At 44.9% G+C, this 22,748-nt stretch carries 20 protein-coding genes; 9 read left to right on the forward strand and 11 right to left on the reverse strand.

The window, feature by feature from the left end:
- Positions 1-157: 157 nt before the first annotated feature.
- Positions 158-328, forward strand: a complete 171-nt coding sequence (locus tag J2Z69_RS06670) for a hypothetical protein (protein ID WP_209860290.1) — start codon at positions 158-160, stop codon at positions 326-328.
- Between the two features lie 122 nt (positions 329-450).
- Here the strand turns inward: J2Z69_RS06670 and J2Z69_RS06675 are convergent, their stop codons facing one another.
- Entirely contained in the window at positions 451-993 is a 543-nt protein-coding gene (locus J2Z69_RS06675; RefSeq protein ID WP_209860292.1) for a hypothetical protein, read from the reverse strand.
- A gap of 17 nt (positions 994-1,010) precedes the next feature.
- A complete protein-coding gene (locus J2Z69_RS06680; protein ID WP_209860294.1) occupies positions 1,011-1,307 on the reverse strand; it encodes a DUF6509 family protein in 297 nt (98 codons plus the stop codon).
- A 219-nt stretch (positions 1,308-1,526) separates the two neighbouring features.
- On the opposite strand from J2Z69_RS06680, the gene J2Z69_RS06685 reads away from it, so the two are divergent.
- A complete protein-coding gene (locus tag J2Z69_RS06685) occupies positions 1,527-2,696 on the forward strand; it encodes a cation:proton antiporter (RefSeq protein WP_209860295.1) in 1,170 nt (389 codons plus the stop codon).
- A 301-nt stretch (positions 2,697-2,997) separates the two neighbouring features.
- Here J2Z69_RS06685 and J2Z69_RS06690 read toward each other — a convergent pair whose 3' ends face one another.
- Positions 2,998-3,969 carry an alpha/beta hydrolase gene (locus J2Z69_RS06690; protein ID WP_209860296.1) on the reverse strand — a complete coding sequence of 324 codons (972 nt, stop codon included), beginning with the start codon at positions 3,967-3,969 and terminating at the stop codon, positions 2,998-3,000.
- A 202-nt stretch (positions 3,970-4,171) separates the two neighbouring features.
- Between J2Z69_RS06690 and J2Z69_RS06695 the strand changes: the two genes are divergently transcribed.
- The 3 genes from J2Z69_RS06695 to J2Z69_RS06705 all read left to right on the forward strand — a co-directional run bounded on the left by J2Z69_RS06695 (position 4,172) and on the right by J2Z69_RS06705 (position 7,122).
- Positions 4,172-5,479, forward strand: coding sequence for a Dyp-type peroxidase (locus J2Z69_RS06695; RefSeq protein ID WP_342591566.1), 1,308 nt, complete (start codon positions 4,172-4,174; stop codon positions 5,477-5,479).
- A gap of 122 nt (positions 5,480-5,601) precedes the next feature.
- A complete protein-coding gene (locus J2Z69_RS06700; RefSeq protein WP_209860297.1) occupies positions 5,602-6,138 on the forward strand; it encodes a hypothetical protein in 537 nt (178 codons plus the stop codon).
- 51 nt (positions 6,139-6,189) lie between these two features.
- Positions 6,190-7,122 (forward strand): catalase family peroxidase, encoded by a 933-nt coding sequence (locus J2Z69_RS06705; RefSeq protein WP_209860298.1) that lies wholly within the window; start codon positions 6,190-6,192, stop codon positions 7,120-7,122.
- Positions 7,123-7,292: 170 nt separating this feature from the next.
- Here J2Z69_RS06705 and J2Z69_RS06710 read toward each other — a convergent pair whose 3' ends face one another.
- From J2Z69_RS06710 to J2Z69_RS06730, 5 genes are all read right to left on the reverse strand, one after another.
- On the reverse strand, positions 7,293-8,078 hold the full coding sequence (locus tag J2Z69_RS06710; RefSeq protein ID WP_209860299.1) for an ABC transporter permease: 786 nt from the start codon (positions 8,076-8,078) through the stop codon (positions 7,293-7,295).
- Positions 8,079-8,082: 4 nt separating this feature from the next.
- Positions 8,083-8,877 carry an ABC transporter permease gene (locus J2Z69_RS06715; RefSeq protein WP_209860300.1) on the reverse strand — a complete coding sequence of 265 codons (795 nt, stop codon included), beginning with the start codon at positions 8,875-8,877 and terminating at the stop codon, positions 8,083-8,085.
- Between the two features lie 29 nt (positions 8,878-8,906).
- A complete protein-coding gene (locus J2Z69_RS06720) occupies positions 8,907-9,947 on the reverse strand; it encodes an ABC transporter ATP-binding protein (protein WP_209860302.1) in 1,041 nt (346 codons plus the stop codon).
- A 146-nt stretch (positions 9,948-10,093) separates the two neighbouring features.
- Entirely contained in the window at positions 10,094-11,338 is a 1,245-nt protein-coding gene (locus tag J2Z69_RS06725) for a polysaccharide deacetylase family protein (RefSeq protein ID WP_209860304.1), read from the reverse strand.
- Between the two features lie 195 nt (positions 11,339-11,533).
- A complete protein-coding gene (locus J2Z69_RS06730) occupies positions 11,534-13,126 on the reverse strand; it encodes an oleate hydratase (RefSeq protein WP_209860306.1) in 1,593 nt (530 codons plus the stop codon).
- Between the two features lie 209 nt (positions 13,127-13,335).
- Here J2Z69_RS06730 and J2Z69_RS06735 point away from each other — a divergent pair, with 209 nt between their 5' ends.
- Positions 13,336-15,195: a dolichyl pyrophosphate Man9GlcNAc2 alpha-1,3-glucosyltransferase gene (locus tag J2Z69_RS06735; protein WP_209860309.1), complete on the forward strand. Its 1,860-nt coding sequence runs from the start codon at positions 13,336-13,338 to the stop codon at positions 15,193-15,195.
- A 142-nt stretch (positions 15,196-15,337) separates the two neighbouring features.
- Here the strand turns inward: J2Z69_RS06735 and J2Z69_RS06740 are convergent, their stop codons facing one another.
- Entirely contained in the window at positions 15,338-15,958 is a 621-nt protein-coding gene (locus tag J2Z69_RS06740; protein WP_209860326.1) for a TVP38/TMEM64 family protein, read from the reverse strand.
- Positions 15,959-16,194: 236 nt separating this feature from the next.
- Here J2Z69_RS06740 and J2Z69_RS06745 point away from each other — a divergent pair, with 236 nt between their 5' ends.
- Positions 16,195-17,475, forward strand: a complete 1,281-nt coding sequence (locus J2Z69_RS06745; protein WP_209860328.1) for an MFS transporter — start codon at positions 16,195-16,197, stop codon at positions 17,473-17,475.
- Between the two features lie 223 nt (positions 17,476-17,698).
- Here the strand turns inward: J2Z69_RS06745 and J2Z69_RS06750 are convergent, their stop codons facing one another.
- A complete protein-coding gene (locus J2Z69_RS06750) occupies positions 17,699-18,628 on the reverse strand; it encodes a DMT family transporter (protein WP_209860330.1) in 930 nt (309 codons plus the stop codon).
- A 189-nt stretch (positions 18,629-18,817) separates the two neighbouring features.
- Here J2Z69_RS06750 and J2Z69_RS06755 point away from each other — a divergent pair, with 189 nt between their 5' ends.
- On the forward strand, positions 18,818-19,513 hold the full coding sequence (locus tag J2Z69_RS06755) for a futalosine hydrolase (protein ID WP_209860332.1): 696 nt from the start codon (positions 18,818-18,820) through the stop codon (positions 19,511-19,513).
- Entirely contained in the window at positions 19,510-20,370 is an 861-nt protein-coding gene (locus tag J2Z69_RS06760) for a 1,4-dihydroxy-6-naphtoate synthase (RefSeq protein ID WP_209860334.1), read from the forward strand. The genes J2Z69_RS06755 and J2Z69_RS06760 overlap by 4 nt, the downstream gene beginning before the upstream one ends.
- 325 nt (positions 20,371-20,695) lie before the next feature.
- On the opposite strand, the gene J2Z69_RS06765 is transcribed toward J2Z69_RS06760, so the two are convergent.
- Positions 20,696-22,648 (reverse strand): ATP-dependent DNA helicase, encoded by a 1,953-nt coding sequence (locus J2Z69_RS06765; RefSeq protein ID WP_209860336.1) that lies wholly within the window; start codon positions 22,646-22,648, stop codon positions 20,696-20,698.
- Positions 22,649-22,748 lie beyond the last annotated feature (100 nt).

Here is a 22,748-nt window from a genome sequence, read left to right on the forward strand (position 1 = left end):
GACTCAATCATACCGAAGGTCAAGCCATATTATGAAAATAAACATTTAGAATCTATCATCTGTTTTTTTCGTGAGTTATCGATTGATAAATGAAATTTTGGGCAATCCTACATAAGGCTTGTCTATGTTGGACTACATGACCCAAGGAGGATGACCTATGAGCGAAGAACATGCAGAAGATAAAATTCGAAATGATCTAGACCCATCCCAAGACTCTTTAGCTGAACAAAAAAAAATTGAGAATGGTGTAGATATTGAACCCGAGGCTGATGAATGGATAGCCAAACCGATAGCTTATAGTGAGACAGAGACAAAGTCGCAAAAATAACAGATGTTTTTAACATCAAAAGGCCGTCACAGAGAGAGAAATCTCACCATGACGGCCTTTTATTATTTGTGATTTTAAAGAAGGACATGATTCACAAAACCAGAAAATCGTCATCCAGATTTTCATGCTTCTCTTTTGGCATATGCTTCAGTTACTGTATCCCATCGATGACGGTACTTCTCTAATCTCGGATGAGGTTGTCTGGGGCGATCGTAGACTAAGAACCTTACCTTTGTTACCCACTCTTCAAAGCTTGAGTAAGATGCCAGCTTATTAAGCGTTGTAAAGCTTACATAGACAAAGAAAGGCGCTTTGTACTTATCACTGAGATGACGCATGGCTGCTTCAAAGGGCGTGTATTTCTTGCGTTTGCCTTCCCAATTCTCTATCGTCACTTGTTGCTCTATTTCTGCTCGCCAATCAAATAACCGCTGCTCTCTTTTATGGTAAGCTACGACAGGTTCTTTACTCATACGACGCACAGTTTCTTCATGAAGTGGATATAACACCAAGGCTCCAAAATCTAATTTAACTCTAGCTTCTACCGCAGCAGCCAACTGTTCATCTCTAATTTGTTCGAAGCTATCATAGAAGATCAACGTTCCTTTCGTTGAAGATGGCTGCGGTTCATATCCAAAAGGAACGGAGTGCTGCTCATGTGGCATAATCTACCCTCCCTAGTCTATACTTGGGCTTCAGACAGATGTTCTTTACAGAACGATTCGATCTCCTGCAATTCCTCATCTTCTAACTCAAAATCAAGGTACTTATCTGTACCGCGCTCAAGGATATGATGCTTCACTATTCCCTGACTATCCGCTTTCACACCATAGATAACTCGCAAGTAAATTCCGCTCGGTGTATATAATTCATCCTCTTCATCCACTTCAAAGTCCAGTATGAACTCATAACGTTCCCCATCTACAATACCAAAGGGATCTTTAATAAATTCTATGCTGTAAGCCGTAATATTCTCCATCTTTACGTTCCTTCCTATGGCACAATATATTCATATCTAAATAAGATACCATATCTGACGAAGAAATACCCCTCCCTTGCGCTCATCTAACGTTTGTTGTTATAATAATATTCATTATGTTACGCGACCGAATTCAATAGGATTCACCCGGAGGAGCCTGCCAACAGCGGGCTCTTTTTGCGTTTTTTTGGCATACTAATTCAATACAAGGAGGCTGCTATGGATTTCATTTGGCAATTATGTGTAATTATTCTAGCTACAAAGTTAGCTGGTGATATGGCTGTAAGGCTTGGGCAACCTTCCGTTCTGGGCAAATTAATTATTGGAGTGTTGCTCGGTCCCGGGGTGCTCGGATGGATTCATGAATCAGAAGCCCTCCATGCTTTTAGTGAAATTGGCGTGCTGTTATTAATGTTTCTGGCTGGGTTAGAGACGAATCTTAAGGATTTAAATGCGAATCGTAAAGCTTCGGTGAGTGTTGCCGTAATGGGAATTCTATTCCCACTGGTTGGCGGACTGCTGGCCGGCCTCGTGATAGGTATGTCCTTGGCTTCTTCGCTATTTTTAGGTCTGCTACTCTCCGCAACTTCTGTCAGCATTAGCGTACAGACGCTCAGAGAACTGGGCAAATCCAGAACAAAAGAAAGTACCACAATTTTAGGTGCTGCTTTAGTGGATGATATTCTAGTTGTGGTTATTCTTGCCGTGCTAATGAGCTTAGTCAGTTCCACCGATGTATCCCTTTCCCTTGTATTAGCGGAAAAAATAGTGTTCTTCGTCGTTATTATTGGAGCTGGTTGGAAGCTCGTCCCTTGGTTCATGAAAACACTCAGTGGACTCAAGGTGACGGAGACTGTTATCAGCATCGCTCTAGTGATTTGTCTAGGCTTTGCTTATTTTGCTGAGGTACTTGGCGTAGCTGGAATTATCGGGGCTTTTGCTGCGGGGATCGCTATTTCACAGACCCGATTCAAGGAGGAAGTGGAACACAAAGTGGAGCCCATCGCCTACGCCGTCTTTGTTCCCGTATTCTTTGTCAGTATAGGGCTTTCGGTGTCTTTCGAAGGGTTCTTGAGCCAAATTTGGATTGCACTAGCTTTGATTATACTTGCTGTACTAACAAAACTTCTAGGCGGTGCGCTCGGAGCTAAGTTCACTGGTTCTTCTCCCTCATCAGCACTAGTTATTGGAGCAGGCATGGTATCTCGTGGGGAGGTTGCGCTGATTCTAGCCTCGATTGGGCTGGGGGCGAACTTGTTGTCCGAGTCGTATTTCACAACACTCATCCTTGTCGTCATTGCCACTACGATCTTAGCCCCTCCTCTATTAAAATGGGCTTTCCGCCGATCCGATGTAGCGCGCAGTTCTATGCAAGAAGAGAATCTATAACGGAAGCAAGCTTGTTTGCTTGGAGCATCTTGTTGTTACTTCTTAGTTACTCACTCAGTTTCTTGCTTTTGGAGCACAGCAGCTCTAAAAAAGGTTACACTCGTGAAGATTGGTCACTAATGGAATTTTGCGGTGCAGAACCTGAATAATTGGTCTGGAATAAATTTAATCTATAAAATATGGATAATTATATAAATTTTGCATTCAACTTTTGGAATCGCACTCAATCTAAGAAGAGGAAGAGCTAAACTTAGCTCCTCCTCTTTGTTTGCTTTCCATGTACAAATTTTAAGGCATATCCTTACTCCACTTCACCATCAAAACCTTCATATAAGAAATTGACGGCCAAGCGTATCGCTCCTTTAGCAGCTTCGGTCTCTGCTAGCGCATGCAACATGACGAAGTCATGAATGATGCCTTGGAAACGCACAGCTTGAACTCGCACACCGGCTTCTCTTAATTTTCTGGCATAGGCTTCGCCTTCATCGCGCAGAACATCCGCTTCACCGGTAATAATTAGTGCCGGGGGAAGACCGCTTAGCTGTTCTTTCGTAGCACGAAGTGGCGATGCGGTAATTTGAGCTCGTTCCTTCGGATCGGTCGTATATTGATCCCAGAACCACTGCATACCTTCGCGTGCTAAGAAATAACCTTCCGCAAATTCATGATACGATTCGGTATCGAAAGAAGCATCCGTTACTGGATAGAACAATACTTGCTGACGAATGGCAGGACCTCCCCGTTCCTTCGCCATTAACGTAACCGCTGCACTCATATTCCCCCCAACGCTATCTCCAGCAATACTGAGCGTGCTTGGGTCAAGTCCATGCTCTGTGCCTTTCTCAGCCACCCACTGCATAACTGCATAAATTTCCTCAATGGCTGTAGGATATTTCGCTTCGGGAGACAGGCTGTATTCTGGGAAGACCACAGCGGCGCCTGCTCCCGTTGCTAATCTACGAATCAGTAAATCGTGCGTATGAGAATTACCGAATACCCAGCCTGCACCATGTACATAGACGATAACTGGAAGTAGTCCTTCTGTCTCCTCTTCCTCTTCAGGGCGCACAATGCGAACTGATATATTGCCATGAGGTCCGCCCGCAATCTCAAGGTCTTCTATTTCAACCGGAGGTTTATCGATCTCCGAAGATTGAACGGTATTCACTTGCTCTCTTCCCTTCTCGGGACCTAGTTGGAATAAAAATGGAGGTTTCGATGTCTCTTCGGCAAACTGAGCTGCAGCAGGTTCTAATGAAATTCGTTCCTTCATGTCATTCCCTCTTTTCAATTGTATATAGTAATAGCCATACTTCTCCCTAATCATTAACCGATTCCTAGCATATACAATCCCTTATTACTGAATGGGATATCCATCGAAGTGAAAGACTAACATTAATCCACCGCGAAAGGAGATCATCACCATTCCTGTCAATCAAGTACCGGACCTGGATTCATCGGACATTCAAGGGATCATTCTCCAAGATCGACCGCATCCTTATATCGGAACCTATTTACTACTTAGCTTAGAGTCACAGTCCGCAGCCAAGCTTCTACTGGATAAGCTGACACAGGTCGTTACTTCAGCGAACGACTGGGCTCACCCTTCCGAAGGAGCTTGGGTTAATGTCGCTTTCACCTATGAAGGCTTAAGGCAGATCGGTATTCCGAATGCTTCATTAGAGAGTTTCGACCCCCTGTTCATTCAAGGTATGGCTGCACGGGCACACCATTTGGGAGACCGAGGTGAAAGTGCTGCTGAACATTGGGAAGCCCCTTTCGGTACCGATCAAATCCATGTGGCGTTTGCTCTGTTTGCTTCTAATGAAATTGCGTTAGACACCGCCCGAGAAGCGGCAAAGCAAGCTTATCATGAAATTGGTGGCATCTCTGTGCAGTACCATATGGATGTGGGGATGATGCCAGATGGGCGGACTCATCTAGGTTTCCGAGATGGGATCAGTAATCCCTATATCGATGGCAGTCCCTTTCCCCCAGCATTTGGGCATGAAGGACCCGTGAAGAGTGGAGAGTTTCTGTTCGGTTACCCTAATGAATCTGGCCAGATCATGGAAGGACCCTCTCCCGCCCCACTTGGTCATAATGGGAGTTACTTGTCCCTTCGCAAATTACATATCTGTGCCGCAGCCTATAGAAGATATGTCCAGGAGAAGGCTACGGCATCCCTATCAGCAGAACGTATCGGAGCGAAAATGGTGGGACGCTGGCCAAGCGGGACACCCCTAGCCCTATCACCAGAAGAGGATGATACGCGCCTGTCCGAGGATGAATCACGGATTAACGTGTTTAGTTACGCGGATGATCCCAAGGGGTTCAAGTGCCCTATCAGTGCGCATGTCCGTCGTGCTTTTCCAAGAGATAGCCTTCAAGATCAAGTCGTGGATGTGAACATCCACCGACTCCTTCGGCGCTCTACCGTTTATGGGCCTGCCTTGACTAAAGGGGTGCTTGAAGATGATGGACATGATCGAGGGATTATTTTTGCTGGCATATGCACGTCACTAATAAGGCAGTACGAATTTATTAAGACCGAGTGGCTAAATGGGGGGAACTTTGTTGGATTATCTACAGAACAGGACCCCGTAACAGGCAACAAGGATGGGGAGCATACCTTCACTATTCCTGCCAAACCATTGCGCCACCGTCTAAAAGAAGTCCCCGAATTCTCTATAACTCGTGGCGGCGAATACTTCTTCATCCCAAGTCTCACCGCCTTGCGATGGCTTGCCGAGCAAGCGGGACAGGGACCTAGCGACCTATAAGCGCTAACCTGCCCTAACATCATTTGATACAGCCCAATCCTTACATTCCAACCCTTATATTCTAAGGCATCCTGAGACATTCCGAGCATACATCGTTATTCATAATTAGGAGGATGGTTAATATGTCAGTAGGCCCTACATCACATGCACAATCTAACAATGCACCACAGACTTCCACATCTAGTGAACCACAGGTCATTAGTGCCGGACGATCTGGACTACGTCTCGGACAAATTTCCGAACTTACCATTATTGCGCCGCTTAAGCCCGGAGGCGCAGACCGACTTCGCGAGAAGCTGCGACAAAGCGCAGCCCACCAGCAGGAACGTATGGCCAAAATTGCTACGGTGCATGATATGCGCTTCGTTATTTTTGATCAAGATACTCGATTGCTTTTTGCGACCGCTTACGATGGAGACTGGGATACCTATATTGATGATTTTGGTACCCAAATTCCAGATTTACTGAATTATTTCTTTGAGGATGTTGAAGAATTCCCAGGGATTGAGACCCCTGGTGCCAAAGATTTCATCGCCAAACATCAGGTCACAGCCTCTGGTTGGTATGCTGCCTATCCTTCCCAGACGGTTCGAGATATATGGAGAGGCCAAAGAGTCGTTCAAGCATTCAACGAGCTAATTGATGCAGCTCAAAGTTAACTATCCCTGACGTATCAATGTAAGGGATAATCATGGGGAGGAGAAAAATTTATGGGAAATCAAGCTATGAACCAACCTACATTAGCACAACGTGCTGTAGATTCTATTGAGGATTTCGCAGGACGGCATCCCGGACACCGCAGAGCACATGCCAAAGGGGCATGTTACCGAGGGGAATTCACACCTAACCCTGAAGCCGCCAGGTATACAACAGCTGTTCATTTTCAAGAGGAACGGACACCCGTAATTGTACGCTTCTCGAACAGCTCTCCCGATCCTTCCCAGTCCGATCTGCTCTCTCCCGCTAAAGGGATAGCCGTGCAATTTCAACTACCCGATGGAGAAGTTACGAATTTGGTTGCCGTCTCGATTCCAGTATTCTTTGCACGTACGCCCGAATCTTTTGTTGATATCTTAAAGATGGTTACCGCCTTTGAACATAAAGAATTGTCCTTCAAAGAGAAGGTCGCTGGAGTAATAGAACACTTCGGAGAAAGTCGACACGCCTTATTGGAAGTAGCCAAGCTTAAACCTCCGACTAGTTATGCGGAACTTCCGTACTATTCGATTCATGCTTTCTTTATGGTCAATGCGGAAGGAGTCCGTCGTCCTATTAAATACGAATGGGAACCTGATGCGGACATCCATCATTTGTCGGCAGCAGAGGCTAAAGAACAAAGCCCAGACTACTTAGAGACTGAATTTAGTCAGCGAATTCGTATAGCGCCTGCCGGATTTACACTGAAAGCTGTGTTGGGTGAAGAAGACGATCCTACCGATGACTCCACACAAAAGTGGCCAGACAAACGCGAACGTATCATTCTCGGGCATCTTACCATTACGGAGGCCACTTCTGAACCTGAGAATCTAGTGATGGACCCTACCGTAGTAACATCAGGAATTGAGTTATCCAATGATCCCATCCTGAATTTTAGACACGAAGCTTATGCCATCTCTCATCATCGGCGCAGCTTGCATGAATAGTCAGGAAAGTAGCGTATACATTAATTAGTTCAGTCAATACAAGAAAAAGCACGTCCGAGATGGGTAATCTACGGCGTGCTTTTGTATTTGTTCTTTAGTTCCTAATTATTTTAACCGTCGTCTCGACATGGTTATTCGTACATCCGAGATCATACGTCACTTTTTAAAACCTAAGAACCTGCTCCCCGATACCGTTTCACCCCATAATTCCAAGCGGTTAGTCCAATGCTCAGGAAGACGATACCGACAACAGGAGTTAACCAAGCCATCTGCCTCATCTCGGGACGCTCCAAGAAGAGCGACGCGGGGTAAATTCCTACAAAGGCAAAAGGTAAAATCCAAGTCAACAACACTTGAATCGCACGATTATAAATGGTGACCGGATAACGGCCATACCCTTGTACCCCATACATCAGCGGCAATATCCCCGTCGGGGCATCCGAATAAAAAGACAACGAGGTTAGTGTTGTGTAGATCCCTGTGTAAATAGCCACAGCACTCAATGAGAGAATAATCATTGCAGGTACTGTCCACCACTCCATACTGAGTCCAAGATGGCTGCCACTCACCGCCATAATGATCACGCCTATGACTGAGCCTACAAGTGCTGGCGGATCTAGATTTTCAAGGAAAATCTGAAATAAATTATGCGCAGGGCGAGTCATAATTCGGTCCATCTCGCCTTTAACAATATACCGCTCACTGAATCCCCATAAATTCACAAAACAACTGAATAAACCAAAAGGAACCATGAAGAATCCATAGACGAAGACTACCTCATTCTGACTCCATCCTCCTAGACTATTCGTATGCATGAACACCACAAAGATAAAGATAAGATTCGTAGCTTGGAATAGTAAATCCGAGATCACTTCTACCCAGAAATCAGCTCGGTAGGTCATGCGTGACTTCATATAGTTTTTCAAATATTCGTTAATAAGTCCTAAATAGTACATGTGCTTAACCCCCTTGCACGAACAGACGTTGTCTTGCTAATCGATTCAATACGATCATTGGAAGCAATAACACGAGGAACCAAGTCACCTGAATCCCTAGCACTTGCCACACAGATGAGCCTGTAATTCGTCCTGTGAATACCGCCCCTGGCAAATACGTAATCGCTTGGAAAGGGAGCCACTCTAGAACATGGGCAAGCCAGCCCGGAAAAAGCGTGATTGGCACGATCAAGCCTGAACACAAATCCACGACCACTCGCTTCATCCGCATCATGCCTTCGTTATTTTCCACAAAAAACGCCATAAGTCCCGTAATTACATTAATTTGAGAGTTAATTAAAAAACTGAATAATAACATCGTCAGGAAGCCAAGCCATGCTGACCATGCCGTAGGCAGCTGCACGGGAAATAAAAGAATGGCAATCGCCATACCTGGAATCATGAACAATAGGAAGCGGAATATCCCTTCACCGAAACCTTGCATCATTTTGACGAGTATATAGCTATAAGGCCGAATGAACTGGATTGCGATACTGCCATCCCGTATATCCGATGAGATTTCTCGATCGAGATTGTTGAAGTAGAACGCTCTAGCCATCCAAGTGACCGCTACATAAGTCGTCATTTGAGCCGATGTGAATCCCCCAAGTTCTCCCCCACTGCCACTAATCGCTTTCCACGTAAAGTAATATACGCCGATATTCAAGATATAAATAAAAATACCCAAATAGTAGTTCACGCGATAAGCAAGCATGGTCAGGAATCGGATACGTACAAAATCGAGATATGCACTATTCATGAGGTTCCTTACTATACTAGTACCTTGCCTCATGAGGTTATGCCTTCCTTCCATTCCGTTTCACTCCGTACCGCAGAACCAGACTGATAAATGCTCCGCACAATATCATCCGTATTCGTCTCGATGATCTTGATATCCGTAATATCTGCTTGCCCTACTACTCGGCTTAGAACATCAGAGACGTTAGTATCCAGTGGAATCCATACTTTAGCGGCCATGTCATTCTCTGCACTCCACTTTACGGGCAGATCCAACGTCCAAGCTTCAAGCTTATCTTTTCGCGTGGCCTTACCGAATTGAAAGTGAACCTCTCGCCCCGTTCCCCAGCGCGTCTTAAGATCATCCAGACCCCCATCGTAGATCACGCGGCCATCATCTAACATAATGACTCTAGAGCACAAAGCTTCAATGTCCTGCAAATCATGAGTCGTCAGCAGGATAGTGGTTCCGTATTCTTGATTCATACTCTTTAAGAAATCCCGAATTTCAGATTTAACTACAATATCCAAGCCGATGGTCGGCTCGTCGAGGAAGACAATTGATGGATTGTGAAGCAAGGCAGCAACCAATTCACAGCGCATACGCTGACCTAGACTAAGTTTTCTTACGGGTCTGCTAAGCAAATCCTGTAACTGCAAGCGCTCCGTTAGCTCATCTAGTCGGCGCTTGAAATCTTGTTCTGGCACTTGGTAGACTTTGCGTAGCAATTGGAAGGATTCGATCACTCCAATATCCCACCATAGCTGGCTCCGTTGGCCGAAGACTACCCCGATATTTTTGACGAATTTCTCCCGTTCAAGAAAAGGAACATAGCCCCCTACCTTAAGCGTGCCAGAAGTCGGTACCAGAATGCCTGTCAACATTTTGATAGTCGTGGACTTCCCTGCTCCGTTCTCCCCAATATAACCGCAGATCTCCCCTTCGGGAATAGTAAAAGAAATATCTTTCACCGCGGCTACCTCGTTATATTCTCGCTTGAATAGATCCTGAAAAGCCCCTTTGAGCCCTTCGCGGTTCCGCTGTACTTTGAATGTTTTCCGTAAATCTTGTACTTCAATGGCTGCATGCATGAATGTACCTCACAAGTTCAGTATAGTTAGCTTGCATCTACAAGCCCGAATAGTGATTATAGTTCAAACCTTAAAAAAGCACCACCTCTCTCCTTGCGGAAAGGGCAGTGCTATACTTAATAGATTCCAGCTGATCTTAGCGTATATTAACGCTCATCATGCCAAAAATTTAAAGGCTTCATATCAGAAGTAATGAGTTCGAACGAATACCCTTGTGCTTTAAGCGAAGCGAGTACGCGCGGTAATACCTTAAGCGTAGCTTCCTGATCGTGGAACAAGATAACTGGAGCTATTCCCTTCTCGTGCTGAGCCTTCACTTGTTTCATTACACCATTATAGATGGAAGTACTATCATTTTTGTATTTCCAATCTAGCGAATCTACATTCCAGTCCCAAATATGATAGCCGCCCCCTACCAATTTATTGCGAAAAGCCTGTGTTAGATAAGGTTTGCTTCCATAGGGAGAACGAACCAGATGTGTAGTGATTCCCGTCGCTTTCTTAAGCTGGGCGTTATCATCATTCATCTCAGCTAAGGCTGCATCGGGAGATTTATAAAATTTATTCTTCACATGTGACATGCCATGCAAGCCAACTGCGTGTCCAGAATCTACAATTTTCTTTATAGAGGAAGGATACGTAGCTATATTTTTGCCTAACATGAAGAAAGTTGCCTTAACATTGTATTTATCCAAAATCTGAAGTAATTGACTCGTATGTGGACTAGGGCCATCATCAAAACTTAGATATAAAGGTTGCTTACTATGAGGCTGTGTAGTCGGTTGATCTTTATCCCCTGAGTTTGGCTTAGGAGCTGGGGTAGTAGGTTTCTTACCTGGTTGCGGGCTTGGGGTAACAGGTTTGGCCGCCAACTCTGCCGCCTTTTTATTCGTTGCAATTTGTTGATCAATCTGCGCTTTATAGGTCGATTGGAATTGCTCTATCGTACCCGCTTCTGGACCTTTTACCAGACGAATCAGGAACGAGGAAGCTACATACGTTAGATTATAATCAAAAGCGCGTCCAATTAGAGACACTGGGACCCACGTCTTGCCGCCTTCGACGAATACTTGTGTCTTTACTTCTTCTCCGCCATAGAGCTTGGCCTTCTGATTCTGAGGTTCCACAACCAGAGACATACCTGACTCATCTTGGAGTACAACTTGGTCAATCGTACCCGATACTTGCAAATGTAACGTTGTAGCTACATCCCTAACTGGGCTATAATAATTCCCATTTTTCATTACGGGATGAAGTTCGGTTAGCTGATCATTTACACCAAGCAAAGCTGTAATAGTTCCTACTGCAGGTGTAGAACCTGCCGCAAAAGACATCTGAGGAAAGCTTAAACATAAGATGAGGAACAACGTCAAACTGAGTTTTTTGTACATCGAATAGCCTCCGTTATTATAGAAATCTTATCAATCTATTAAAGTCCTATAGTATATTTAACCAAATTCATAGATTCTAAAGGTTACAACAAAAAGACAGAAAACGATGGTCTCGTTTCCTGTCTGTAGTACATCCTATTTCGCTCTTCCGATCACACATTGGATTAGATACTAACCATTAATGGGCGTGGAAGACTATCTTATCATTGTAGTTAGAGAATCCCAAAGTACTTTTACATGATGACGCCCATGATACACAGCTGGAATCTCCATATCCAAATGCAGTAACTGATACACCGCCGTCTGTGCAGAACGAACCGAATATTCCACGGTAAATACAACATCTTCAGGCAGTTCTGTGTATTGACCTAAAAAGGCAAAGTTCGTAGACCCTTGAGGCACGACCTGCGGTCGGTCTCCGATCGCCCTAGGCATGAACTGGCTCGTAATGAAGGGCATCATACAAGGAATACAGTTCGAAGTAGACAGCATCTTCTGCACTTGTTCAGCGTTGAATTTGAGATGTCCCATTAATTCCTGCAGTACCTCTTCCCCGGTACAGTCCGACATCTTCTTGTCCACATAATTCCCCACACGATCTGGGAACAATCCATAACCCCAAAAGACTTGAATATGCTCAGGTTGATTGCGAAAATGTGGCTGGTGGGCCAGAACAATGGACATGAGCCAATTAGAATCTTTAAACGTAACGAGACCACCCGAGCCTGCTACGTTATCTGTGAAGCTCTCCATAAAATCAAAAAATAAAGGATCTGTACATGTAACAGTGAACGACTCCCATTTGGAACCTTCGATATGATCGGCAAAAGATGAAGGATTTCCAAAATCGGTCTGTGTAGAGGCTAATTTTTCCCACAATCTGAAGGAAGATCCCTTCTGCCCCAGCTTCGGCGCTTGTTGCATCGTGCCAAGGTCTGATGCTTCTGTCATGGAACCATTGGTGAAGAAGACAAGGTCTTCGGCAGCCACTTCCATGGAAGCCTCCACTCCATCCCGCTCGTAGATAATACGCTCGACCGTTTTTTCTGCAATCCCCGCACGAAACACAATGTCCGTCACACGGATATTATTATCATAACGTACCCCTTGTTCTTGAAGCCAAGTCTGAACTGGAAGCACAATGGAATCATATTGGTTATACGGTGTGCGAGCTACACCTTCAAGCGTATTAATTCGAGGGAATTCATGCATGAACCGAATCATATATCGTTTGAATTCCACAAGACTATGCCACGGCTGAAAAGCAAACATCGTTGCCCACATGTACCAGAAGTTTGTCTCGAAAAATTCAGGTTCAAACCAGTCTTTAATTCTTTCTGTACCCAGACTTTCTTCTGAAGCTACTAGTAGCTTACCAATATCCAACCGATCCTGATTAGAGAACTGCATATGCTCTACATCAACAATGTGACGACTCGCATCCACCACACGTGCCTTAGAATGAGTAGGGTGCTCGCTGGAGAATTGTTGAATTTCTTGCTTCACGGATATTCCCGGCCGATCTAACGAAGGAATACAATCAAGCATACTCCATGTACACTCATATGTAGGTTCATTCAGCATACGTCCTCCGCGAATTACGTAGCCCATCTCCTCGGTACCCGAGCCATCTAGCGATCCACCATTCACTCGTCTTTCTTCCAAAATGGTAATGTTCTTCCCTTTAACATGCCCATCACGAATCATGAAGACAGCTGCCGAGAGAGAAGCAATTCCGCCCCCAATTAAATAGGCTTTGCGATGTTCATTTTCTTTTGTATTAGTCATGGTTATCATCTCCTATACAAAGATGTAGACAAGTTGAGATGAGGATAAACTCATAAAAACTAGACACTTTTCGATATATGTCCAAAAATTAGACACCTCATGAACATTGTCGAACGGCTTTTTTAAGCAAAGAGTCAGGAAACATTCAGCTAGTATTCAGCACGTCCCCTCATACTAAGAACAAAGATACGTAGAGAGGAGTGTTAGAGATGACTATATCCCGTTCAAGAGCGAAGATTCTGAGCCTAGTGATTATTCTTCTATGTGCAGGAGTATGCTTGTTCTCCTTAATACAGACACATGGGAAGAAGGAAGCGGCAGGTTCATCATGGAGTGCAGGACGACAAAATCAAGCTGGCGGTATGCAAGGGGCACAGAAAGATGCTCCGCAAGGAGCTCCATCCGGTACTTTTAATCCAGCTCAAAGTTCCAACCAAGAATCGAGTTCAAGTTCTAATCAAGGATCGAGTTCAAGTTCAAGTCATCAGTTCAGCCCCAGTCCCAATCAAGATTCAAATTCTAATGCCAGTCCATATCCGAACTCTAATACCGATCAAGGTAGCCCGTCCAATCCGGTACCTAATCAGGATCAGAGCTCTAATTCTGAAAAGAAAGTTACTAATGAATCCGGGGACCGCTGGAATAAAGAATCTGGTAAGTCTGATGATCCGAACCACAAAGGGGGGCCTTCAGGTCAAAGAGGCGGACACATGGGTATGCAAGAATCAAGCAGCAGCTCTTATGGCTCATCTGTAGCTACTTATGCCGTACTATTCGCTGCCCTTGCTATTCTTGCCTATGTGATTATCCGAAAAAAGGGATGCCGTATTCCATCTCTGAACATCAAAACTTGGTTATGGACGGTCATCAGTGCGGGGATTTTACTTCGCATAGCCTTAGCTCCATGGCTTCCAGGACATCCTTTCGACCTTGCTTTATTTAAAAACTGGGCAACTTCAGCCGCTTCCAGCTTATCGGATTTCTACATTAAAGGGTCAAGCGATTACCCTCCATTTTATGTGTATATTCTGTATATTGTTGGTAAGCTCGTTAGTCTTCCAGGCTGGAGCTCCTATTCAACGCTTCTAATTAAATTGCCGTCTATCTTGGCAGATGGCGCCACAGCGCTGCTGCTCTATCACGCTTCTCGGAAGTATGTAACAGCAGAGACTGGATTCCTGATCGCCCTGTTCTACATGTTTAATCCGGCCGTATTTATAAATTCTACAGTTTGGGGACAAGTGGATTCCTTCTTTACGCTATGGATTGTCGCCGCCTTCTATTTCATGGTGAACCAACGACTGAATGTAGCTACCTTACTACTTACAGCAGCAGTTCTGATGAAGCCTCAAGGCATCATCTATGTTCCTGTTCTGTTCTTCATGTTGCTTCGTCAGCGCACCATCAAGGCATGGCTGCGAGCAGCGGGAACCTTTGCCTTAACTACCCTCGTCGTCATTCTTCCCTTTTCATTCGGGCAAAGTCCACTTTGGCTGATTCATCTATATTCTTCAACTCTCGGAGAATATCCGTATGCTTCCGTGAATGCTTATAACTTCTTCGCCTTAATTGGTGCCAATTATACGAAGGATGCCAGCACTTGGTTCGTGTTCAGCTATCATACTTGGGGAATGATCTTTATCGTCCTAACCACATTATTCTCCTGGTGGTTCATCCTCCGTACACGAAACCCATTGTATGCTCCACTAGCTGGGCTTCTGCAAATTGTGGGCGTATTCACTTTCTCAACCAGCATGCATGAACGATATCTTTTCCCAGCAGCGGCTCTGGCGCTTCTAGCTTACGGTTACCTACGAGATAAGAGACTACTCTGGTTAGCTGGAGGATTCAGCTTTACAATATTCTTGAATACGTATGATATCTTTTACCATTCTACCAATGGCGGAGCATCCTATAGTGTGAGCTTATTTTTGACTTCCGCCATGAATGTGTTGCTCTTCATCTATTTGGCTTGGATTGTCTGGACCCATGCGAAAAAAATACATGTACCCTCATCCGATAGCATAGAGACCTCTAATCCAAAAGAAGTTATCATTGATATCATTTGAATCTTTGATATCATTTGAATCTATGGCAGAGAAGATTAAAGCCCTCCCCCATAACATTTATTTTGGGCAAGAAAAAAGACAGCCACCCTACAGGATGTAGGGTGGCTGTCTTTAATGAATATATCATTATTTTATTATCCTATTATGCCTCTTCAACCCTCGTCATCTGATTGCGAACGGTGAACCATGCTTCAATCCGTTTTGTAATCAGTAAGGATACCGCTACAAACAAGACAATGTAGAGAATCTGAAGCGGATGGTCCAAATATTTTGAAACATCGGCTCCAATCCAAGATATCGTGAAACACATAATTCCTTTGCCTACAAGGATAGCGAATAGATACGTGCGAAGCCTCATACCGGATAGCGCTCCGGCAATGTTGATAATGACAAAGGGACCCACAGGAAAAAGACTAAGTAGAAACACATAACTAAACCCATTTCGCTGGATCCATAAGCGAGTTCGTTCCACTTTAGGCTTCTGCGACATCCGGGTCAAGAATGGCAAATGTCCGATTTTCCTTACGATTAAGAAGGTAGCGACACATCCTGCAACAATCCCGAGCCAGGAATATAGAAATCCAAGCCATAGTCCATATACAGCAGCATTCACCCCGATAATTAAGAGCGTAGGCAGGGGCGGTACAAAAGATTTAAGAAATGGAAGAATAATAGCTGGCAATGGACCAAGCGCCCGAAAGCGCTCAAGCCACAGCTTGAGATTGTCTTCCGTTATATACGATAAAATATCTGAGATTATCATAAAAGTGGGCTATCCTTTCATGTCTTGCCTAGAATAAAAGTAATAATGTTTTTCTATCTTAAGTATACCTTTCAAGCATAACGCATCCTTGCTGTCCTGTCATGTAAACGACTGACATAAGAAAAAGTTACTAAAAAGTTAAATATCACTTTACCGAGTTGTCTACTTTCCTTTCTCAATGTAGCAAATCCTGTTAAGATAAAAGAATTCGCTGCGAAACGGAGGTTATCTTACATATGAAATTTATGCAGCAGACCAGAGTAGATATTACGAGTTGGTCTCGGAATATCAAATTGTTTTTCCTTGCCAATATCCTTTATCAACTAGGTACGGGCACGTTTTCGCTACTTTATAATTTGTACATACAAAATCTAGGCTACGACGACTCCATGAATGGAAGAATTGTCAGTATCCAATCCTTAGCTACGGCACTAATGTTCGTGCCCATTGGCCTCTTAGGAGATCGAGTCAGTCGCAAGAAACTTTTGATCATCGGTGCCTTATTCAGCGGTCTCTTTTTCGTGGGACGTTCGCTAATGGTATCTGAAGGTACCCTATTAACATTCGCTGTATTTTCCGGGTTATTTGGCGCTGTATTTCAGGTTCTCTCCATTCCTTATTTAGCCCAAAATGCCACCAAACATGAACGCCTTCGCATGTTCAGCTATTTCTCCTCAGCAATGTTAGCCTCACAAGTTCTTGGTAATATTGGCGGCGGTATTATAGCCGATCTTTTACAGACCTTGGGTCTATCTAGACTGGTCAGTCTTCAATTCGTGTTGGTCATGGGCAGTATCATGACTCTCAGCACATTTGTCCCCCTCCTTCTATTAAAGGAGACCAAGATCCAAGAAGAAGTGCCCGTAATACATAGCGATGAAATTCCCGAGCCTCCCAAGGCAGTCGCACAACCTACAGCTGCTCAAGATTATAGATTCATTGCCAAATTTGTCTTAACGAACCTGCTAATCGGCTTCGGCTCGGGACTAGTCGTACCTTACCTAAATTTGTACTTTACCAACCGCTTTTCGGTGTCCTTAAGTGCCATGAGTATTCTAATCTCGCTGGGACAAATCATGACGATTTTCTCCTTGCTTATGGGCACATTGCTTGCTTCTAAAGTTGGAAACGTACGGGCCGTTGTTATTTTTCAGTTACTGTCATTACCCTTCCTGCTGCTAACAGGGTTCACGAACTTGCTATGGATAGCTTCCATCAGCTTTTTATTCCGGCAGGCACTTATGAATTCAGCTAACCCCATCCAGTCCACCGTAATGATTGATCGCGTATCTAGCAAGCGGCAAGGACTTGCGAATTCCTTAATGCAGACGGCCTTTATGATGGGCTGGGCCACCATGGGTCCGGTTCAATCGTATTTGGTTATCACTTATGGCAGTTACTATGGATATGCTTATACGTTCAGCATCACCGGCGCATTGTATGTTACCTCATCTCTACTCTACTTCCTGATGTTAAGGGAGAAAAGGCCTGCTCGGATAGCGACCCTGGAAGCTTAAGATTAAAAGAACTTGTGGAAAAGAATAGTGAATCAGTAGATCCTGTCCTATAGGAACATAAAACCCATCACCAGCTTAAGCTGAAGTGATGGGTTTTGTAATTTTTCCTGATGCTTAAGGCAGTTAGATTGAGCTCATAAAATTAAAAAATGAACGTTACAGTTCAATGCTCGAACGTCCCCGCACATTAATTAGGGTTCCACAAAAGATAATTATAGTTCATCTACGAGTTAGAGCTACTCCCTAGCTGGGTGGGGGGGCGTGGTGAAGGGTCTGGGGTCTTTTTTCGCTTCCGACTGTTCACAAGTATAATACTTCCAACAATCATAATAAATCCGAGGATAAGATTCGCGGTAAGCTGCTCTCCCATGAAGATTACGCTGCAACTGATAGACACCACGGGAATCAGGAAGGTGAACGAACCTACCCGGCTAGCTTCTCCTGATCCCACGAGGGTGAAGAATACCATCCATCCGGCAGCCACAACAAAGACCGAAATGAATAACGTGTCGAAGATAAAGTTAGCGTTCCATGTAATGGCCGACCATGTTTCGTTCAAGGTTCCTGCCACTAATAACACCACGCCTCCTATCAACACTTGCATCGTAGTAATCCATAAGGAATCTACTTTGCTCCCGATACGCTTCATGTAGACAGTACCTAGTGCCCAGCTCAGTGCGCTTCCCAGCCCTAGAATAATCCCTAAGGGAGATAAGGTGCCGGTAAGCCCACCTGCACCAATCACGGCTACGCCTAAAAATCCTAGAATTAATCCTGCTATTTTGCGTCCATACATGGATTCTCCAAGCCATAACCAAGCAAATACACCTAGAAGAACAGGCTGTAAAAACACGATAGCTGAGAATAAGCCAGCTGGTAGATATTGCAGACCCACCGTCTGCAATCCATAGTACAGCACAATATTGAGGACAGCAGAAATGAAATAATAAGGCCAATTCGCTGTCCACTGAAGCTTTTTCCAACGAGGCAAGGCAATGGACAGTAAGACCAATCCGCCTATAAGGAGACGGATACCTCCAAACAACAATGGAGGGCAAAATTCGAGAGCATGTTTAGAAAGAGGCCAATTTACTCCCCAGACGACAATTAGAAACAGAAGCAATATAAATGTACGCTTTCGTGTTAACGGCATGAATGATATCCCCTTCAACTTGTATTGCATTTGCACAGACGTTCATTATATCATTTTTTATATATTAAAACACAGTCAGAACGTTGTATAGAAGTTGTCCTCTTCACTAAATTGACTTACACTTACACTATGACTTGATTCAGAATAACTATATTTTATGATGCTTATGGCAAAAAGGAGCTTGCACGTATGAACTCATCATTTCTTCCCGAAGCTCCTGAACAAGGACTTATCCGCCGAATTCTAATTATGACGGCGGTAGAAGCTGAACAAGCAGCCATTCTTCGAGGCTGGAATGTGAATCACGAGAGCATTCAGGTTGAGGTTAAGCTGGCCGGGGTCGGTCCTGCCGCTGCTGCTGCGAATACGGCCATTGCTCTTGCTAGCGGCGACTATGATCTTGTGATCAGCGCCGGCATCGCTGGCGGCTTCGCCGGTACCGCCGAGATCGGCTCGGTGGTCGTGGCTACGACCATTGAACAAGCCGACCTAGGCGCAGAGACCGGCGAAGGCTTCGCCTCCGTGGACGAGCTCGGCTTCGGCTCGTCCCGCCTTCCCGCTCATGCGGCGCTTAGCACGCGCCTGAGCGAAGCCCTTGCCGCTGCGGGGATACCGGTCCACACGGGACCGGTCCTTACGGTATCCGCCGCCACCGGCACCGCCCTCACGGCTGCCGCTCGCGCTGGCCGCAGCCCTGGGGCCGTTGCCGAAGCCATGGAAGGCTTCGGCGTAGCTGTTGCGGCAGACAAATTCGGTCTGCCGATCATGGAGATCCGCGCGATCTCCAACGTCGTTGGACCTCGCGACAAAGCAGCTTGGCGGATTGGGGATGCCCTGCGGGCTCTAGAGACCGCCATCACTCACCTTCAGGAGGTACTCACATGAAGATTGCATTCTCTCCGTGTCCCAATGACACATTCGTATTCCATGCCTTAGTTCACGGCAAGATCTCTGGTGCTCCCGAGTGGGACGTGACCTATGCAGATATCCATATTACAAATCACTGGGCCATTGACCGGGTTGGTCCAGATATCATGAAAATTTCCTATGCCGCCCTTCCATGGGTGCTTGAAGATTATGCCTTGCTCCCTTGCGGAGGAGCTTTAGGCCGAGGATGTGGCCCGCTTGTCCTTACCCGGGACTCCGTGTTAAGCAGCAACAATTCTTCCTCAGATCTCTCCGCTCTATCTGGCAAACGAATCGCTGTACCCAGCGAACGCTCTACGGCTTATCTCTTGTTCCGCTTGTGGGCAGCAAGAAATATCCCAGGTGGCGTCGGCGACATTGTTGTCATGCCCTTTGACCAGATTATGCCCGCTGTACGGGATGGTGAGATTGACGCAGGACTCGTCATTCATGAGGCTCGTTTTACTTATTCTAATTACAACTTGTCTAAGATTGTCGATTTGGGGAGCTGGTGGGAGACAACAACCGGTCATCCTATTCCACTCGGGGCTATAATAGCTAAGCGCGATATGGATCTGCCTGCTCTAGCAAGCTGGATCCGCTCATCCTTAGAATATGCCTGGGCACATCCTGAGGAATCTAAGGTCTATATAGCAGAGCATGCACAAGAAATGGCTCCTGAAGTAACTCAGGCGCATATAGATCTTTATGTTAACTCTTTTACAGCAGACCTTGGAACAGAAGGATACGAAGCCATAAGCGCTTTGCTTGAGCAAGCTGCTGAAGCAAATCTTGTACCTAAGATCAATCCTGATCTACTGAAATGGCCTTACTAATAAGGGGTTCATATAGAGGCAGCAGTAAACTTAGAGTTAGGTAGAGGTAGGTATTGAGCTTAATTGTGCGTTATTTTCTAGTTTCCAATCAAAATAAGCTCCCCTTATCCTTTCTACAAGGATAAGGGGAGCTATTTCGATTGGATCTAGATTCATGGATAAAAAGAGCAAGCTCTTATCCATTTTCAGCTTACACTCAAATCCAGATGCTGAAATATTTATTCAAGCCTACACCATGTTGTAAGTGTTTGCTCTTGCTCTTGCTCTTGCTCTTGCTCTTGCTCTTGCTCTTGCTCTTGCTCTTGCTCTTGCTCTTATACCAAGATTAAGATAATACTTCTAACGTAACGCCCTTAGGCAGTACAGCAGCAATTTCCTTAGCAACGTCGGATGCTGGATCAAACAAGGTTCCACCTAGAATCGCCGCCATTCCTTCATCCGTTGAAGTCCGTATTAATCGGCCTAATCCCTGACGAAGACGCAGCTTCATGTAAGGCAAGTCCACTTCTTCAAAGGGCTTAGCTGCTGCTTGTCTCTTGGCGAGAATCACAGGATCTAGCGGAGGAAACGGTAACGACCAAATAATCACATTGGACAAGGAAGGGCCCGGAATATCTAAGCCTTCCCATAAGCTCACTGCACACAGGACACTTGCTTCATCGGCTTGGAAATCAGCAATCTGATGACTAATTTCTCGGTCCCCTTCATAAATGAATCGAAGACCACTTAACGTAGACTGCGTCTGGACTGCCGCCTTGAACTGCTGCAAATCTTCCTTTGTACGGAATAAGATTAAGGCTCTACCTTCTGTACGTTGTAGCATTTTCACAGCTAAGGCTAGCTTGTCCTCAAAACTTCCTTCTTGGCTCCAGTTCGGTGCATATAACTTCATTTGATGTTCGTAATCATATGGCGAATTGACAGAAAAAGATAGGTAATCCTGAATGCCTAGACTATCCGCTACATAAGCAAAGGAACCATCCACCGACATCGTTGCCGAAGAGAACACAATCGGAATATTTAAATTGAAGACACGTTCTTTCAGAACTTCCTTCACCGTTTTTGGCATAATCGACAAGGTAAGGTCATTTTTGTTGATAGAAGTCCAGCAGATCGGCGCTTCAGCTCTTTGGAACAGACTGAGGGCTTTCTGGATCATTTCCAAATGCGTCTCAACAATGCGAAGCTGATATGCATCTAACGTGTATAGTTCGCTTTCAAATACAAGACCTTCTTCAATGGCATCCAAATGTACGCAGAGCATGCGAATCGCTCCAAGCACCTCATCATTTAGATCAATACTCATCCGCTCAGAACCCGGAATCGGCCGACTAGCTGCTTTTAATAATTCAAACATCATCTCACTTTGTTCTATCGCTTGATCGATGCGTACCGCTAGCGTTTCCCGAATCTCCCCACTTAAGAGCCGAACAATAATTTCCTCAAAAATGGAATGTTTGAGATTATAACTTAGCGCCTTTTGAGCTGCATTTTCAGCCAAATGACCTTCATCAAATACAACCGAGGAATGTTCAGGTAGTAGAGGAAGTTGACCTTCCTGTTTACGACCTTCATAAGTCCATACATGCTCCATATAATAATCATGGGAACAGATGATCAAATCGGAACTTGCGCGGTAATAATCCCGAGATAATGTCTGCCCACAGCGGTGACGACGATCACAGACGAAGCAATCCATGAATGAATCCCAGCTAATCTTCTCCCATTGTTCATCGCTTAGGGACCCATAATTTTTGCGATCTCCATAAGCATGGAAAGCCTGCATGGTCTCCGGCTTCCGGACGAATCCAGGCAGTTCATCATACACCTCTTGATACTGCCAAGCTTCTTCTTCCTTATCCCGAGCATCATCCAATTTAACTAGACACAAATATTGATCTGGTGACTTTCCAAGTCTGGCATCAATCGCAAACTCTAAATGCTTCATCAGCTTGGAGATATCGCCTTCTGGCTTGACCAACTGTTCAATCAGAGATTCGTCCGCACAGGCAATAATTGCTGGTTTGCGTGTATATCTAGCGTAAGCTGTGGCATACAGCAGATACACTAAAGTTTTCCCTGTACCTACTCCTGCTTCAGCAAAAATCGTCTTTTTCTCAGCAAAAGCTCGTTCTAATTGATAAGCCATAAAAATCTGTTCATCTCGGACTTCAAATCCAGCTTCCGGCAAAATATCATAAAATACATCCGCGATCCACTCACCTAATTGTGGAAGAAAGGGCTGTGTCAAGTCATAATCAAACGGGTAACGCTCCAATTTACATCCCCCAGTACATGGTCTATCGATTCTTTCAAAAACCCTCAAGGCAAAAGAATATTATTGCACACTGGATGCCAAAAAACAATCTATAAAAAAG

This window comes from Paenibacillus shirakamiensis, assembly GCF_017874255.1.
In the GTDB taxonomy this organism is placed as follows: Bacteria; Bacillota; Bacilli; order Paenibacillales; family Paenibacillaceae; genus Fontibacillus; species Fontibacillus shirakamiensis.

What these genes read in the sequence shown, in the direction of transcription:
- J2Z69_RS06670 (WP_209860290.1), top strand. Translation starts at nt 158, where the DNA reads ATGAGCGAAGAACATGCAGAAGATAAAATTCGAAATGATCTAGACCCA.
- J2Z69_RS06675 (WP_209860292.1), bottom strand. Translation starts at nt 993, where the DNA reads ATGCCACATGAGCAGCACTCCGTTCCTTTTGGATATGAACCGCAGCCA.
- J2Z69_RS06680 (WP_209860294.1), bottom strand. Translation starts at nt 1,307, where the DNA reads ATGGAGAATATTACGGCTTACAGCATAGAATTTATTAAAGATCCCTTT.
- J2Z69_RS06685 (WP_209860295.1), top strand. Translation starts at nt 1,527, where the DNA reads ATGGATTTCATTTGGCAATTATGTGTAATTATTCTAGCTACAAAGTTA.
- J2Z69_RS06690 (WP_209860296.1), bottom strand. Translation starts at nt 3,969, where the DNA reads ATGAAGGAACGAATTTCATTAGAACCTGCTGCAGCTCAGTTTGCCGAA.
- J2Z69_RS06700 (WP_209860297.1), top strand. Translation starts at nt 5,602, where the DNA reads ATGTCAGTAGGCCCTACATCACATGCACAATCTAACAATGCACCACAG.
- J2Z69_RS06705 (WP_209860298.1), top strand. Translation starts at nt 6,190, where the DNA reads ATGGGAAATCAAGCTATGAACCAACCTACATTAGCACAACGTGCTGTA.
- J2Z69_RS06710 (WP_209860299.1), bottom strand. Translation starts at nt 8,078, where the DNA reads ATGTACTATTTAGGACTTATTAACGAATATTTGAAAAACTATATGAAG.
- J2Z69_RS06715 (WP_209860300.1), bottom strand. Translation starts at nt 8,877, where the DNA reads ATGAATAGTGCATATCTCGATTTTGTACGTATCCGATTCCTGACCATG.
- J2Z69_RS06720 (WP_209860302.1), bottom strand. Translation starts at nt 9,947, where the DNA reads ATGCATGCAGCCATTGAAGTACAAGATTTACGGAAAACATTCAAAGTA.
- J2Z69_RS06725 (WP_209860304.1), bottom strand. Translation starts at nt 11,338, where the DNA reads ATGTACAAAAAACTCAGTTTGACGTTGTTCCTCATCTTATGTTTAAGC.
- J2Z69_RS06730 (WP_209860306.1), bottom strand. Translation starts at nt 13,126, where the DNA reads ATGACTAATACAAAAGAAAATGAACATCGCAAAGCCTATTTAATTGGG.
- J2Z69_RS06735 (WP_209860309.1), top strand. Translation starts at nt 13,336, where the DNA reads ATGACTATATCCCGTTCAAGAGCGAAGATTCTGAGCCTAGTGATTATT.
- J2Z69_RS06740 (WP_209860326.1), bottom strand. Translation starts at nt 15,958, where the DNA reads ATGATAATCTCAGATATTTTATCGTATATAACGGAAGACAATCTCAAG.
- J2Z69_RS06745 (WP_209860328.1), top strand. Translation starts at nt 16,195, where the DNA reads ATGAAATTTATGCAGCAGACCAGAGTAGATATTACGAGTTGGTCTCGG.
- J2Z69_RS06750 (WP_209860330.1), bottom strand. Translation starts at nt 18,628, where the DNA reads ATGCCGTTAACACGAAAGCGTACATTTATATTGCTTCTGTTTCTAATT.
- J2Z69_RS06755 (WP_209860332.1), top strand. Translation starts at nt 18,818, where the DNA reads ATGAACTCATCATTTCTTCCCGAAGCTCCTGAACAAGGACTTATCCGC.
- J2Z69_RS06760 (WP_209860334.1), top strand. Translation starts at nt 19,510, where the DNA reads ATGAAGATTGCATTCTCTCCGTGTCCCAATGACACATTCGTATTCCAT.